The following is a 16,111-nucleotide window of genomic DNA, read 5'->3' as shown; positions in this document are numbered from 1 at the left end:
ATTGATGCCTATGATAACGATCAGAAAGGCCATACCAAGCGACACCAGTGAATTATGCAGAATGGCGCTTGCCATGCACGAAACTTCACCCATAAAGGATGAAATTCCGCTGGATGTCAGGAGCTTTATCAGCAAAGTTGCCGATCTGTCGACAGGCGGTTATGGCGTTGTGTTCGTGGCAGAAAAAGAAGACGGCGCGTTATGCGGCATGATCGCCGGTGAAATAATGCAATTATGGTTCAATCCGGATTACAAAGTGGCGCAAGAGGTTTTTTGGTGGGTTGATAAAGACCATCGCGGGTTGCTGTGGAGATCACTGCTTAATTTTCTGGTGAGCTGGGCGACTGAAGAGGGCGGAAACAAACTCAGCATGCGCAGCAGCATGTTCAACGACAACATGAGCAAGCTGGAAAGAATTTACAAGAAATTAGGATTTATTTCATATGATGTTTTCTACATCAAGGAGCTGAAATAATGGGGTCGATTTTTGGTGGCAACAAAGCGCAGAAAGCAGCCAAGAACGCTGCTAACCTGGAAGCGCAGATAGCAAAAGAACAGTGGGATATGTATAAAAACATTTACTCACCAGCAGAACAGCAGCTTGTCAATCAGGTGCAAAATTACGATACGCCTGAAGCCTACGAGCGAGCGGCAAGCACTGCATCGGGTACTGTGGCGCAACAATTCGGCAAGATGTATGACAGGCTCGGCCGCGTGCCTGGGCTTGACCCATCTTCACCGGCCGCAACTGCCGCATTAGCCGATTTAAACCTCGGTCAAGGATTGGCGGATGTGGCGGCGCAGAACGATGCGCGCCAGAATGTCAGGGATACGGCATTCCAGCGCAGGGCGGCCGTTGTCGGCATCGGGCGCGGCATACCTGGACTATCGATAGCTGGATCAGGCGACGCATCACGCAACCTGCAAAATATTTCAAACTCTCAATTCAGCAAAGGGATTGCCGGTCTTGGTGCAGTCACAAATTTTGCGAAGGATTTGGGCAAGGCTGGAGGACAGGTAGCCGGTTTGTTTGCTGCTTAATTAAAGGGGATTACAACATGCCAATAGGCGGATTAATAAACGGAATGTTCGAGGGTATCGACGCAGCCAGAGAACGGGCATACACCAATGAGATGCGCAAGGCGGCAGTTGCATCGCTACCTGACGCAACCGCAGAAATGAATAGCCGGGCGCGGCTCAATACTGCGATCAATCAAAGCGGATTAAATCTGGTTGCTCCGCGAGAGCAAAATGCACTCAAGCAGCTACAAAATGAAGGCGCCGGATTGGATGCGGCAGCAGCACGTCAGACGGACGAACTTGCAACGCAGGCAAACACTGCGCTGATTAATAAAGTGCTTTCTGATCACGCTGTCGAGGATGTCCCGAATGTAGTGGCCGAGCATCGGAACAAACGCCTATTCAGCAATGTGGATGCGCAGATGGCAGGTATCGCCAAGTTATCCGACCTGCTGAGGATGGGAGATAAGGGCAAGGTCATCAAATTCATGAACGACATGCGCAAGGCCAACCCTGAAATTGGACTAGATGGCGATGTGCATAACGTTACCGTGACCGACGATCCGCAATCAGGCGATTATTTGTTTTCAGCGCTGGATAAGCAAGGCAACCCATTATTGCAGATGACTGCATCGCAAATGCAATCCATTAATGACATGGTGCGTCCACGAACCAAGGATGATTTCAAGGTTATGAAACCGGGTCAAACTCTGGTCAAGACAAGAAACGGTATTGCGTCTCCGGTTTACACCGCACCAGAATCGCAGCAACAAAAGAATGCCAAGAAAACATCGCTCGAACAAAACCTGAACATGCTGACTACCAGGTTCGGCATGAATGAAAGGGATGCGCTTGCCTACCTGAACACATCCAAGACCGTGAGCCGAGAGCAATTCATTTTGAAAGGCATGCAGGACTTGATTGCCATAGGAAAACAACCATCCGATGAGGATGTAGCAAACTTTGGCAGATTGTACGATAGCACCCGCTCGCAGCCAGCAGAAGCATCGAATTCACCAGAAACCACTAAGCTTGATCCCAAGATAAAAAGCCTGCTCGGGCTTCCGCCATAATCACGAAAGAGGAATGACATGGGATCATCGGAAATTGGATTAAGCGATTTTTTCTCTAAACAAGATGGTTCCGGAAAACAAAAACAGTCAACACCAAGCAAGGGGCTTTCGCTTCCCGATCTAAATCAGATCGTCACAAGCGAAGGCGCCGATCATCTAAAGCCAGTCATCCAGGCTATCTACAACCAAGAATCAGGCAGCGGTTCAAATGCGCGCACCAGCAGCGACGGCGCGCGCGGCGGCATGCAGATCATGCCCGGCACATTTCAGCGTTATGCCAAGCCAGGGGAATCCATCAACAACCCGGACGACAATATGCGCGTTGGTGTGCGCATCATCAAGGATTTGGGCGACAAATTCGGAAATGACCCGGCGAAGATTGCAACCGGGTATTTCTCCGGCGAGGGCAATGTCAATAAAGAGCGCGGACAAGCATTCAAAAAAGATCACGCCGACGGAAACGGCAAGCGCGTATCGAGCTATGTCGGCGATATTCTGGCGGCATTGGGCGGTGTATCGGATGCGCACGCTGAAAGTATGCCAGAAGCTTCCAAGCCTGATCTGGATAAGGCGCCCAAATGGACTGATATAGTCATTAACCCCGAGTTTTCTAAGCTATCGCAAGAGCAGCAATCGCTTGCAAAGAAGGCCTATTTTGATCATTACATACGGCCGCACGCTGGCGGACAGGCTGACAGCCTACTGCAACAATTCATGGCCGCACCCAATGAGCCGCGTGACCGCACGATGGGCGAAGTTGCGTCCGATACCGGGGCGCAGTTGCTTGAGGGTATGCACAACATACTGGGCGCAGTTCCGAACCTTTTCGCTCCTGAAGGTGATATAGCCGGGTATTTCAATCAGAAATCCAAAGATGCGCAAGAGCTGCAATCCGATCCTTTGAAAGCGAGAATCGCGCGGGCCGATGCAGCCATAAAAGAAGCGGACAAAGACGGTGTGATGGCGCAGATCGCAGAAGCGGCCGGCCAGTATTTCAGTGATCCTGCGCTGGCTGCCCGTTTCATCGTTACCAACCTGCCTAGCATGATTCCCGGTATTGGCGTAGCAAAATTAACGCAGATGGCTGCTAAGGCGCGGGGAGCATCGGCGGCCACAGCTGGTGCGCTGGCAACTACGGCGGCGGGAGCTACAGGAGCGGTATTGAATGCCGGTGGTGCGCGCGGTGAAGCATTCAACGACATCAAAGAAACGCTGATCAAGCAGGGTATGGACCCTGATCAGGCGGAAGAAGAAGCATTGAAGGATTCCAGGGTATCGGCTGCCGTCGGCGGTTTGGCTGGATTCGTCAGCGGCAAAACAGGTTTGGAAAATAGCCTGTTTGGCCAAGGAACATCGAAGAGCGCAGTCAAGGCATTTGCCAAGGGCGCGGCGGCGGAACTCGGCGGCGAGCAGTTGGAAGAAGTTGCGCCGAAGGTTGCCACCAACTACATGGCTGGACAGTACGATAACCGGAGGTTAGGCCAGGATGTCGGCAGAACCATCATTGAAACCGGCATTGCTTCCAGCCCAGGCGCGACATTTTCAGGTGGTGTGTCGGCGGCCAATACCTTTAGGCAGCCAGAGCAGCCAGAGCAGCCAGAGCAGCAGCAGGTTGATCCGCAGGACGAGACTCAGCAAGCACAGCCGGAGGTGCAACCTGGAGCAACACAGGAACCAAGCCAGCCACAAGCCGATGCGAGCGAGCATCCTACCGTGCAGACAGCCAATTCCATCGTGCGCGATCTGGCGCAACAAGCCGGGATACCGGAAGAAGTAGTGTTGCCTAAATCGCCGCTTTCACCGGAAAACTTGTCACAAAAACTGAATCAGAATACCGGTTTTGATAAGGATGTTTTGAATTTTGCGGAAGGACGCTTAAATCAATTATTGGAAAAGCGTGACGGCCATATCCAGACGGGCATCGGCGATAACGGTCTGTCCGATCAAATGATAGAAGGACAAGGCTTATCGCCGCAGGAACAGCAAGAATTGGATGCGCTGCAATCAATGCGCGGCAATGTGTCAGGCATTAAAGACTTGTACGGCTTGAACCCGCAACAAACGCCGGAAGAAAAGCAGCCGGAATCGGTCAAGAAATTGAATCCGGTAGAGTCTGCGCCAGTTGCAGATCGCAGCGAGGATGACTTGCGCCAGCAAATGCGCAATGCCAACGATGGCAGAGTAAGAAACGCTATCGCTGAAGAATTGCGCAACCGTGACCGGGAAAAATCGGATCGTGAGGCAGCCGATAACTTGGTGACAGTTTCAGAGAAGCGGGCGAAAAAAACCGGCGAAACCGGCGATTCCAGAGTAAATGACCAAATCGAAAAGGCTCAAGAAACGATTCAGCACGTTGAAGCTGCGCACCATGATGTAGCCAATAAAGTAAATGCTGCAGCGCACGAGGCAGCAACGTCGCCGGAGAACGATAGGCCGGAGCCGACAGAAGCACAAAAACAGGCTGGTAACTATAAAAAAGGACACCTTAATTTTGATGGCCTGGATATAAGCGTCGAAAATCCTGCCGGTTCAAAACGATCCGGTACCGATCCAAACGGCAAACCGTGGTCTGTCGATATGACGGCTCATTACGGTTACTTGAAGCGCAGTGAAGGAGCCGACGGCGATCAGGTGGACGTGTATGTACCTGAAAATCCGGTTCCTGGTTCACCAGTCTATGTGTTTGACCAATTCAACCATGACGGCAAGTTTGATGAGCACAAGGCCGTTGTTGGTGTATCAACGCAAGAAGAAGCGCAAAAAGTTTATGACGCGCATTTTTCTGATGGTAGCGGACCGCAACGCCGTCGCGGTGTCACTGCAATGTCGGCAAGTGATTTCAAACAGTGGGCGCAAAACGGGAACACCCAAAAGCCACTATCAAAGCCAAAGACTGAACGCGAAGCCAAGGAACGCAAGAAGCCAATCAAGGACACTATAAACACAGAGCAATCAACCAGCAAAGTTGTTGCCGATACCGGCACGAAGAAGGCCACCAAGAAAGAAGAACACAAGCCAAAAACCGAGAAAGAATCCAAAGCGCGCCGCGCAAAACAAAAGGAGATAAGCAATGCAACTCAAGCCAATGAAACCAAGCAAACTGAAACGCCGGGAACAGCAGAGACAGCAACGCCAAAAGAGCCAGATGTAGCAATCGAGCAACAAGACACTGCGCAATTCGCCAAAAACAAGATTTTCACAGCGGCCAAGGTAGCGGCTGCGCGCGCACGCCTCAAATCAAAACTAAATACGCTCAATTCTGGCGTTGACCCTGAGTTATTGCAGGACGGCATAACGCTGGCTGGCGCTTATATCGAGTCTGGATTCAGGACGTTCGGGGAATATTCCGATGCCATGATTAATGACCTGGGTGAAAAGGTGCGCCCGTACCTGCGCAGTTTTTACGAAGCTGCGCGGCATTATCCGGGGCTTGATACTACCGGCATGACGACGGCGGCAGAGCTAGACCTTATGGAAAAAGAGGGAACCGCAAGCCACGTCAAGCAAGCAGAAGGTAATGAAATCGCCATTGGAACGATTGAAAAGCCTAAGAAACGTACCAAAGAGCGCAAGAAAACAGACTTGGTTCTTAAAAATGATTACGGTGTTTCCAGCATAGACGGTTATGACAACGAAACCGGCGAGGGTGCTAGCGGTGTTGTCAAAAGACAATTTTTGAGCGACACAAAGAAATACCTTGAAGGCGTTCAGAAGTCTCTAGCGGCGGCGGGGTTTGTGCCTCACGCGAGAAATGGGAAAGCGCTTAAACCGGTTTCGGTGAACGAGGGCGGCATTGCTGTTTCAGGTGACGTGACATTATCCATGTTCAACCCTGAAAAGCAGCGCGGCATATACATTCATATCGGCGGAACATCTTTACGCGGCACTGTTCCAACTACTAAATCTGGCGTGTCGGTAATGATGCGCGTTACCAAAGAGAATGATCCTTCCGGCGGAGATAATAACCGCTGGATGCCGGTCAACATGACAGATCAAGAACTGGCAAATGCAGCCAGCATAGAAGTTGAGAAGGTTGCCGACAGAGTAAATCCTGTTGCAAAAACACCCGATCAGTTACAAGATACTACCAAACCACAGGAGGTAGTGAATGCAAACCCTATATCAACCGAAAGCGTATCCGCCGGAAATAATGCAGGCGATACAGAAAATGCCGCCACTGGCAACGGACATAGCAAACCGCTGGATAATGGGGTGGCCGAAAACGGTGAAAGCACTGATAGCGACCGGGGAGTATCTGGAAGCGCTGACAGTGCAGGAAGAAAACGAGCGAAAAGCACTCAGCGATCCGAGCCTGAATCACCTGTCGAGCTGGGAGAAAGCCGAAGTGATGGGGCTGACGCAAGCGCCGCCGACACCGAGCGAGGAGCCGGACGAGGAAGCGTAGAGCAAGATCATTCGATTGACGCTGAAGAAATTGGAAAGGGCGGTCTTGCCAAGAAATACCGCGATAATGTCGATGCGATAAAGCTTCTCAAGAATCTGGAAACCGAGGGCAGGAAAGCCACTCCGCAAGAGCGTAAAACGCTCGCCAAGTACGTCGGATGGGGAGCCATGAAAGGCCCGTTTGATCCGGAAAACAAGGCATGGGAAAAACAACATGCCGAACTGAAAGAACTGCTCACCGATTCAGAATACAAAGCCGCTCGCGCATCCACCAGAAACGCGCATTACACCAGCCCGGTAGCGGTCGGCGCCATGTACTCGGCGCTGCAACGCCTGGGGTTCAATGGCGGCCGATTGCTGGAACCATCATTAGGTGTTGGTAATTTCTTTGGTTTGATGCCGAAGGATTTGCGTAACTCATCGCAGTTGCACGGTGTAGAGTTGGACTCATTAACCAGCCGGTTAGCCGCGGCGCTGTATCCAAAAGCCAAGATTGCGCAAAGCACTGGATTTGAGGATTTCGATATTCCGTCAGAATATTTCGACGTGGTAATAGGCAATCCGCCATTCGGTAACGAGCCGCTCGTAGACAAGGAACGCAGCGCATATTCTGGTTTCAGTATTCACAATTACTTCCTGGCCAAATCCATTGATAAGCTGCGCCCAGGCGGCATTATGGCCGTCGTCGTGTCGCACAATTTCATGGATGCGCAAGATGGCCGCGTGCGTAAATGGATTGGTGAGCGCGCCAGCCTGATCGGTGGCGTGCGCTTGCCTAACACCGCATTCAAGGAAAATGCAGGTACTGAGGTCGTTACGGATATTCTAGTTTTCCAGAAGAACGATCCGAACGGCTTGAATAAAAATGCTGCGCCTTGGCAGGACGTTGCCGACCAGACGAATATCAACAGCAAGACCGATGAACCGGTAACGCACAAAGTAAATCAATTCTTCGTGTCTCAACCGCAATACGTTCTTGGCAAGCCATCGGCAGCCGGAAAAATGTACTCGGCCAATGAGTACACAGTGGAATCCACTGGTGACATCGGTAAGCAATTGTCCGAATGGGTCGACTCGCTGCCAAAAGACATATTTACCAGCATCGCCAGAACCAATGATTCAAAATCAACCGATATGGCCGTTCCTGACGGTATCAAGGTTGGTTCGTTCTATGTGGATGCAAGCGGCAAAGTAATGCGCCGCGGTGCCGATGTCATGGGCGAAAAAACCGCCGAAGCATGGCAGCCAAAATCCGAAGCGCAATTAGGCCGCATGAAAGGCATGATCGCCATCCGCGACACGCTACGCACGCAAATGCGCATGGAGCGTTCGCCCGATGCCACCCATCAGGAAATAGAAGACAATCGCGCCGAACTCAATCGAGTCTATGACGATTTCATCAAGAAATATAAATTCATCAACACCGTAACCAATCGCGGCATATTCCTGGACGATACCGAAGCGCACTTGATTCAGGGATTGGAATTCGATTATGACCGTGGAATAAGCAAAGCCGTAGCCGAAAAGGAAGGGATAGAGCCGAAAGCACCCAGCGCGAATAAAGCGGACATATTTAAGCGCAGAGTCGCATTTCCGCCGCAGGATTTCTTGAAGGTATCGACCGCAAAGGATGCCTTGCTTGCATCGCTGAATTATCGCGGCGGCATTGATTTGCCGTACATGTCCGAGGTATACGGAAAATCGCCAGAGGATATTATTCAGGAGTTGGGTGATGTGGTATTCGATGATCCGCAATCAGGGATTGTTGCTGCTGACGAATATCTGTCCGGCGACGTTAAGACAAAATTGCAGGAAGCCAAAGACGCTGCGCAGGCCGACAAGAAATACACTCGCAACGTCGAAGCGCTGGAAAAGGTAATTCCAAAAGACAAAACACCGAGCGAAATCAGCGTAAGTATCGGCGCATCTTTCGTGCCGGCCGATGTGTATCAGCAATTCATCAAGCATATATCCGGTGTGGATGCTGATGTGTCCTACATCAAAGCAACCGGGCAATGGGTGACGGCGCTCAATAACCAGGGCGATACCACATTGAATACGGCCAAGTTCGGCACTTCTGATTTGCCCGCAATATCCTTATTTCAGTTGACGATGCTAGGGCGTGGCGCGGTAGTCAAAAAAACCGTGCGCAATCCTGACGGATCAACAACGACCTATGTACTGGAACAAGAAACCGAAGCCGCGCGGGAAAAGCAAAACACAATCAAGGCGGAATGGCAGAAGTGGTTGTGGCAGGATGCGGAGCGTGCCGACAAGATCGCTTCCATCTATAACGACAAGATGAATCGCATCGTGCTGCGCAAATATGACGGCTCGCACATGAGCTTCCCCGGCATGAATCCGTCCATCGAGTTGCTTGGCAATCAGAAAAACGGTGTGTGGCGAGGTTTGCAGTCTTACCGGGTGCTCTTTGATCATGTGGTTGGAGCTGGCAAAACATTTGCCATGACCGCACTCGCAATGGAAATGCGCAGGCTTGGCATTGCGCGCAAGCCGTTTTTTGCAGTTCCGAACCATCTTACCTTGCAGTGGATGAACGAATTCACGCGCCTGTATCCAGGATCGAATGTACTTGCGGCCACACCGGAGGATTTCAGCAAGGATAATCGTGAGCGCATGTTTGCCAAGATCATTACCGGCGATTGGGATGCGGTCATTGTCGGACATTCTTCCCTGAAGAAAATCGGCTTGCCACCGGAAACCGAGTCGGAGGTATTGCAAGAACAGATTGACGAACTGGCGGCATCCATCGAGGAAATGAAACGTGCGCGCGGCGATAGAAGGATTGTCGCGGACATGGAGCGCATCCGGAAGAATCTGGAAGCCAAGATGAAGGATAAGCTGGCCGCGATTGGCGAGCGCAGCAAGGTGGTGACGTTTGATGAGTTGGGCATCGATGCCATGATGATCGATGAAATGCACGAGTTCAAGAACTTGGCTTATCACACAACCATGGACCGCAATCCCGGTATGGGCAACCCTGCCGGGTCATCGAAAGCTTTTGATCTGTTCGTCAAAACACAATGGCTGTTTAATACCTTCGGAGAAAAGGCGCCCTATGTGACTGCGACCGGAACACCGGTATCGAATTCCCTGGTTGAGATGTTCAACATGCAGCGCTACATGCAATATCCAACATTAAAGCGCGAAGGTTTGAACGTGTTTGATGCCTGGGCGAAGCAGTTTGGCAGCGTGGAAAACGTCTACGAAGTAGCGCCATCCGGATCCGGCTACCGGCAATCGACACGGTTTGCCAAATTCACCAATTTACCGGCATTGATGTCGCTCTATAACACATTCGCTGACACCATCACGCTGGACGATCTGAAGGTGCAGGAGGAAGCGCAAGGGAAACGATTTCCGGTACCGAAGATTTCTGGAGGGCGTCCGACGCTGATCGTAGCCAAACGCTCCCCGGCGGTAGCCGCATTGATGGGCGTGCCAAGAGCGCAGGTAGATGACAACGGGAATATCGAGTTTTCCGCCGATCTGAATAAGGAAATCAAAATCCAGCATGATGAGAAGTCGGATAAATACGATGCTTATGTTGGTGATAATCATGTCGGCAAATTCGATACCGAGCAAGATGCACGGTTAAAAATCGCTGAATTGGCGCTATCCCCGGTCGTGTCTGTTAATCCGGATTCCATCGTTGGGCGTTTTGCCAATCTGCGCCAGTTGACCAGGGATACAAAAGGCAAGGTTAACGCACTATCCTTGACCGGTGAAGCTAATAAAGCCGGGCTTGATTACCGGCTGATTAATCCGTCAGCGCCAGATTTTAAGGGATCGAAAATCAATCTGGCCGTTGATAACATGATGCGGATATACAAGCAGTGGCAATCCGATCGTGGCACGCAGCTGGTGTTTTGCGATCTGTCCGTTCCGCTATCGGCACGCTCCAGTTTCTCGAACAAACCGCGCAGGCTGTATGTCCGCAATGAATCCGGTGCACTGGATATGAAGCGCGGCACCATGCACACGATGCCGGGACACGAAGATTTGCCTTATTTCATCGTTCAGCGCGGTAGCGGCAAGGATTCAAAACGCTTTGATGTATACGATGCGGCCAGTGGTGCGGCCATACTGACCGACAGCCGCAGCAAACAGGATGCAATGGATGCAGCCAACGGCATGCTGTCCAACGATGATAAGCGAAACGATTGGATTACCAAGCGTGAATCTACCGGTGAGATAGAGCAGGAAGCGATAGACGATTTCAACAATGAAAATGAAGTTGAAACTGAAAACCTGGAATTATTCACCCGAGAAGATATTGCCGGAATGTCCGGAGCTACGAAGTTTTCTGTATACGATGACATCAAGAAAAAACTGATTGCCAAGGGCGTGCCGGAGCGTGAAATTGCGTTCATACATGACTACTCGACACCGGTAGCCAAGAACAAATTGTTCAAAGCCGTCAATGAGGGCGAGATCAGGTTTCTGTTGGGTTCGACACCCAAAATGGGTGCGGGCACGAATGTGCAAAAAAGGCTTGTGGGTTTGCATCACATCGATGCGCCGTGGCGGCCGTCCGATCTAGAGCAGCGCGAAGGGAGAATTATCCGCCGCGGCAACGAGCTCTATGAGCGCGATCCAGATGGATTTGAGGTTTTCATCGGGCGATATGCTACGGAACAAACCTACGACACCCGGCGCTGGCAGATTCTTGAGCACAAAGCGCGCGGCATTGAGCAGCTGCGCAATTACGACGGCACGATCAATGAAATCGAGGACATTGACGGCGAAGCGGCAAACGCTGCCGACATGAAGGCGGCTGCTTCCGGCGATCCGTTGATCCTGGAAGAAACCCGGCTGCGCAACGAAGTCCGCAGACTGGAGAAGCTGCAAGCCTCGCATGCCGATGAGGTTCTGGCGATGACCAGAAAAGCGCGCGATGCCGAGTATTATGCGAAAAAGACTGCGCCAAGCATTATTTCCGAAGCGCAAGGATTGCTGGATGAAGCCAAGAAACACAAACTCGATAGCGAAGGATTCTCGCCGATAGCCGTTCAGGGCAGAAAACCAAAAGCAGACAAGGAATCTGCATACAAAGAGCTGGCGAGCGCATTCAATAGCGTGCGTGAGCACATCATCGATACGGCTGATGTTCAATATCGCGGTATCGATTTCAGGCTGGAGCACTTAGCCAGTTCTGTGATTCTGCGCACACCTACCGGCAGTTCTGGCGTATGGATGATGTCGGATGCATTCTCTCCGTCCGGCATGGTGCAGCGCATGAAAAATTATATCGATCGGCTGCCTGACACCATTCAGGACGCCAAAGCGCACGCTGATAAATCGATAAAGGATGCGGCCGCGCTGCGAGAACAAGCCAAGCAACCATTCCAACAAGCCGGTGATCTTGAGAAAACCAGGGAAGAGCATAAGCGCGTACAGCGCGCATTGATGGCCAAGGGTCCGCAAGTACCCGATGAACAGAAAGCTTTGCTTGTTGCTGGAATAGAAAAACAGAAATCCAGATTGCGGACGTTAGGCTATGGCGATGCGTTGGATGAGCTTCTCAGCAATGCCGATCAGGCTTCACTTCTTCTTGGAAATCCTGCAAATGTTGGGGGGGTCGAGATCGATGTCGCCCGGTCTACAGTTGATCGGATTGTCGCTGCTAACCAGAAAGTCTGGAATATCGATATATCCACGGTTGCGACGTTTGATGATCTGCCGGACAACGTAAAAAACAACATAGCAAAAAACTATGGTGAGGATGCCGCCAAGAATGCAAAGGGTCTGGTTCATAACGGCAAAGTGTATGTTATCGCCAATAATAATGAAAGTGAAGCCGACATAGAGCAAACCCTTCTGCATGAGATCGAGGGGCACATGGGTGTCCGTAGGCTGTACGGAAGCGAGATCACAAAAAAGTTGAATGATCTGTATATCGCCATCGGCGGCAGAAAAGGATTGATAAAACTGGCAAACGACCGTGGTATTACGGGTAGTCTGGTTGATTATGCCGACATGCTCAAGAATACCGAGCTGCCGAACGAAACCAGAATCAAGATCATGATGGATGAAGCGCTCGCTCATTACGCGCAAACACCGAAGTTTGGCGATAAGGTAAAGGCCATCGTTGGCATGATCCGGGCATGGTTGAGAGATCACAAATTCGCCAAGCTGGCTGAGTTTGGTGAAACCGATCTGTTGAACATATTGCGCCAGGGACGGCAGAAGTTAAAAACCGGCGATGGTGGCAATGATTCAGCGTTGATGATGGGAGATAGGAAGAGCGGCATTACAGAAACCATAACCATCGACGGCATTGATCGGCCAACGCGCAACAGCAACGGCAAGCCAATTTATCCAACGGTTGAAGGTATTCGTAACTTCTGGAAGTGGTTTGGTGACAGTCGAGTTGTCGATGATCAAGGTAGGCCGCTGGTTGTTTATCATGGGACTGATAAAGACTTTAATGAATTTAAAAAAGATTCATTCTTCTCAGACGATGTTAATAATGCAAAGCCTTATGGCAACAGAGTCGTTGAGTCATATCTAAAAATAATAAATCCAGAGGTGGCGGATTACTCAGGGGCGCAAGATAACGATAAGGATTTTGATATTGAAGAAGCAAAAGATAACGGTAATGATGGTTTAATTATTTTAAATGCAGATGACGGTTACCATGTTGGTAATCAATACATTGCTTTTCACCCAAATCAAATAAAATCCGCCACCGGTAACACCGGCGCATTCAGCGAGAACGACGAAAGCATCCTCTTCAGAAAAGGCGGAAAAGAGCCTGATGATTACTCATCATCGGTTGATAGCGCGCAGGAAAAGCTATTCAACTTCTTCGGCAATAGCAAGGAAAAATCTCCAAAGAATTTCGGCTTATACCACAAAACATTGTCAACGCAGTATCACAAGGCGCTGAAAGATCAGCATTACGGGAAAGTGTTCTCGCTGGCCAATGCCATGCAGAATCATGTTTCGCTGGCATCGATCAGGCCGTCAGAATTGGCGCCCGGTGTATTGCCTCGCGTGGATGATGTCAAATCCGCAGCAAAAGGATTGTTCAAGGGCGCGCAGAACCAGAAATACATTAAGAAGGTTGCTGACGCGATGTTTGCCGGTACATTGGCGGGTAAAGGCGCAACCGACGGGCGCGTGTGGGACGATACCGAGCTTAAAAACGTGTTCGGTCTGGATAAAACCGGCATATCACTCTATCGGCAGGCGCGCGCAGCGGTCGATGCAAGTATCGACGAGCTGGCGGCGGCGGAAGGGTACGCGATGGCGCAGCACATTGTTCCCAAAGACATGCGCCGCATGATCATCGATGAGCCCGGAATTGCCGGTACATTGCTCAAGAGCGAGGTGGAGCGGCAAGCCAACGTGCTCAATATTGCGATACAAAGCGCCAGGAAGCGCGGCGACGATGAAGGTGCTGCGCGTCTCGCGGCATTGCAGGAATCCTACGCCAGCACGCTCAAAAACCTAAACACGATATTCGATACCGCTGCCGGGCTAAAGAAAGGTGGCTATGCTCCATTGATGCGCTTTGGCAAATGGACGGTGACGGCACAGGAAATCGATCCGCAAACCGGTGCAGTGGAACGCGATGAGAACGGCAGCCCGGCAACGGTCTACTTCGGCAAGTTCGATACCGAAAGCGAAGCTATGGCAGCGCTCGACCGGATGAAGGAAAAATACAAGGATCGCAATGATATTCGTGTCGATTCTGGTATTGATAGCGAAGATTCGCACCAACTGTATGCCGGTATTTCGCCGGAAACGGTTGCGCTGTTCGGTGAAGCAATTGGCGCCGGTGATGTGGCAAATAAATATTACCAGATCGCATTATCAGAACGCAGCGCGTTGAAGCGCCGCCTGGAAAGAAAAGGCACTCCGGGTTACAGCCAGGATTTGCCGCGTGTGCTGTCCAATTTCATTACCAGCAATGGCCGTTTTTCTGCGCAGCGGTACTATCTGCGCGATCTAAACGAATCCATCCGCACCATCCCGCAGAATAAAGGCGACGTGAAGGATGAGGCGATTCAACTGAAAAAATTCATTGTTGACCCGGGTGATCCTGCCGCGCCGCTATCAACCGTGATGTTCGCCTGGTTCTTGGGTGGTTCAGTCGCGGCGGCTATGATCAATATGACACAGCCGGTTATGATGACCGGTCCGTACCTGTCGCAATTCGGATTGAAGAGTGCGACGAGCGAATTAACCAAGGCAATTCCTTACGCTATGGGCAAAAAGGAAATTACCGATAAAAGTCTGAAGGACGCGCTGCAACGCGCAAGCCGTGAGGGCGTGGTCGATGCTCAGGAAATTTTCCACCTATATAGTATGGGTGCGCAAAGTATCGCATCCGGTTTGATCGGCACGCTATCGCGCATACCTGGAGCTGGCAAAGCGATCAAGGCCGGTAGCGACAATGCGCGCGCGCGTATCAATGCATTCCTGACGCTGTGGGGTTCCATGTTCTCGCTGGCGGAGAAATTTAACCGCAAGCTGACGTTCATCGCGGCCTGGAACATGGCCAAAGAAAAAGGAAATGCCAATCCTTACGCCTTTGCGGTCCGGGCGGTCAACGAAACCCAGGGCATATACAATAAAGTGAACCGGCCTAATTGGGCACGCAATCCAGCAGGGCGCACTATCCTGACGTTCAAGCAATTCAGTTTGATGTACGTGGAAATGCTGTCGCGCATGTGGAAGCGTGGCGGACCGGAAGGAAAACGCGCGGCACTCATCATGCTGGCGGTGTTGATGCTGGCGTCCGGCGAGGAAGGATTGCCATTTGCGCAAGACTTGGATGATCTGATTGATACCATCGGCCAGTTATTCGGGCTGGACACCAATATGCGCAGAAATAAGCGCGAAGCAGCGTATCAAATCTTGGGCGACAAGCTGGGCGATATGTTCTTATATGGTATATCGTCGCAATTGCCGCTGGATGTATCTGGCCGGTTAGGGCTTGGCAATTTCATACCGGGCACTGGATTGCTAAAAAAATCGGATGAGCAAATGCGCACCCGCAACGCAATCGAGTTACTCGGACCAGCGGCCGGCATGGGATCCCAATTGGGCGATGCATACGACGCAGCAACCGAGGGAAATAGCGGAAAAGCATTGCAGAATCTCGCGCCCAAGGCTATCAAGGATATTCTTGCTGCCGAAGAAATGGCACGAAAAGGATATTCCAGCGACTTCAAGGGCCGAAAAGTGACTGACGTGGGATTGAGCGATGCTGCAATAAAGGCATCCGGATTCAATCCGACCAAGATCGCCAATGTGCACAGAAAGACAATGCCGCTACAGCAGGATATTTCTTTACAGAAAATCACCGAAACCAGCATAGCGAATCAGTGGGCGCGCGGAATCATGGAAAATGACAAGGCCATGATCGATGAAGCGAAGAAACGCCAGGACGATTGGAACAAGAAAAACCCAAGAATCCCGATAGCCATTAACGGCAATCAAATCCGTGACCGGGTTCGCTCGTTGAATACCGATAAGAACACCCGGCTGCTGAAAGACTCTCCGAAGGAAATGCGCGGCAGGATAGGCTTGGAATTGTTGGATTGATGACAGCAAACAAACCCGCTCCGGCGGGTTTTTAA

General features: G+C 51.1%; 4 protein-coding genes. All 4 read left to right on the top strand.

Going from position 1 to position 16,111, the window contains the following annotated elements; translation table 11 throughout:
• The first annotated feature begins 10 nt into the window (after window positions 1–10).
• From HRU77_01450 to HRU77_01435, 4 genes are read left to right on the top strand one after another with little or no spacing between them, the layout of a single operon-like run.
• The gene (locus HRU77_01450) at window positions 11–475 is read left to right on the top strand and encodes a GNAT family N-acetyltransferase (protein ID QOJ19476.1); all 465 of its coding nucleotides are present in this window, start codon (window positions 11–13) and stop codon (window positions 473–475) included.
• Complete coding sequence (locus HRU77_01445) at window positions 475–1,041, top strand: hypothetical protein (protein QOJ19475.1); 567 nt, start codon at window positions 475–477, stop codon at window positions 1,039–1,041. Before HRU77_01450 ends, HRU77_01445 begins: the two co-directional genes overlap by 1 nt.
• A 17-nt stretch (window positions 1,042–1,058) precedes the next feature.
• Window positions 1,059–2,093 carry a hypothetical protein gene (locus HRU77_01440; protein ID QOJ19474.1) on the top strand — a complete coding sequence of 345 codons (1,035 nt, stop codon included), beginning with the start codon at window positions 1,059–1,061 and terminating at the stop codon, window positions 2,091–2,093.
• An 18-nt stretch (window positions 2,094–2,111) separates the two neighbouring features.
• Window positions 2,112–16,076: a PLxRFG domain-containing protein gene (locus HRU77_01435; protein QOJ19473.1), complete on the top strand. Its 13,965-nt coding sequence runs from the start codon at window positions 2,112–2,114 to the stop codon at window positions 16,074–16,076.
• The last annotated feature ends 35 nt before the right edge of the window (window positions 16,077–16,111 follow it).

This window comes from Gammaproteobacteria bacterium (assembly GCA_015709615.1).
Lineage (GTDB): Bacteria > Pseudomonadota > Gammaproteobacteria > Burkholderiales > Nitrosomonadaceae > Nitrosomonas.
This window is presented reverse-complemented; position numbering and strand designations above follow the sequence as displayed.

Excerpts from the sequence above, each read along its gene's own strand:
- HRU77_01440 (QOJ19474.1), top strand. The coding sequence starts at position 1,059 with ATGCCAATAGGCGGATTAATAAACGGAATGTTCGAGGGTATCGACGCA.
- HRU77_01450 (QOJ19476.1), top strand. The coding sequence starts at position 11 with ATGATAACGATCAGAAAGGCCATACCAAGCGACACCAGTGAATTATGC.
- HRU77_01435 (QOJ19473.1), top strand. The coding sequence starts at position 2,112 with ATGGGATCATCGGAAATTGGATTAAGCGATTTTTTCTCTAAACAAGAT.
- HRU77_01445 (QOJ19475.1), top strand. The coding sequence starts at position 475 with ATGGGGTCGATTTTTGGTGGCAACAAAGCGCAGAAAGCAGCCAAGAAC.